The 829-nt window shown below is 56.3% G+C and carries 1 protein-coding gene and 1 pseudogene; both read left to right on the forward strand.

Going from position 1 to position 829, the window contains the following annotated elements; all coding sequences use genetic code 11:
- On the forward strand, positions 1-207 hold a 207-nt coding region (locus ACR3FF_RS27220; RefSeq protein ID WP_458186844.1), incomplete at its 5' end, for a transposase.
- Between the two features lie 30 nt (positions 208-237).
- Positions 238-687 (forward strand): annotated as a pseudogene (locus ACR3FF_RS27225) (RNA-guided endonuclease InsQ/TnpB family protein); the annotation flags it as partial.
- Between the last annotated feature and the right edge of the window lie 142 nt (positions 688-829).

Raw genomic sequence — 829 nt, forward strand, 5'->3', positions numbered from 1 at the left:
CACGCCCACAACGCCCGGATTGACGACGATCTCTACCATCAGCGCTCCATGTCAGAAACCGTCTTCTCCTCGGTGAAGCGCTCGCTGGGCGTTGCCCTGCGAGCGCGTACCTGGTACCGGGAATTTCGTGAACTTGCACTGATGTGTGCCGTCTACAACATCAAGAAGGCCGCAGAACAGGAGATTCCACTCCCTTCAGGCGATTAAACACGGCCGGTCAAACAGCGCGTCCGCCAAATCCGTGACGAGCTTCCCGGTCTCAAGGAGTGGTGGGACGAACTGACCGACGTGTACTCAAAGGTGCTTCAGCCCACCGTGATGCGTCTCGCCCACAACGTCAAAGCCCTCGGGAAGCTCAAAGAGCAGGGCTACACGGTCGGTGAACTACAGTGGAAGTCACCACGAGAGTTCCGTAGTTTCACCTACAACCAGTCTGGCTTCGAACTCGACAAGAAGAGTGGTCAGACCGTGTTGTCACTATCGAAACTCACGGATATTCCTATCGAACTCCACCGACCCATCCCCGCCGACGCCATTATCAAAGAAGTCACGCTCAGGAAAGAAAAGACCGGTGAGTGGTTCGCCATCTTCGGCATCGAGAAGGACACGGAACCGCCAACGAAGCCGTCACTGGATGAGATTGACGCCGACGAGATGGTCGGCATCGACGTGGGCATCCTGAAGTATCGCTAGTTGTCCACTCTCTCGACAACGGCGGCAGCAAAAGCTCGGTCTCACACCGGAAGGACACCGAAAGCGAGACGAAGAACCCTACGAACGCTGCGGAGAGTCGAGAAGGTATCGAATTACAGACGTGTCTCTCTCGTGG

This window comes from Haladaptatus ordinarius (assembly GCF_054177595.1).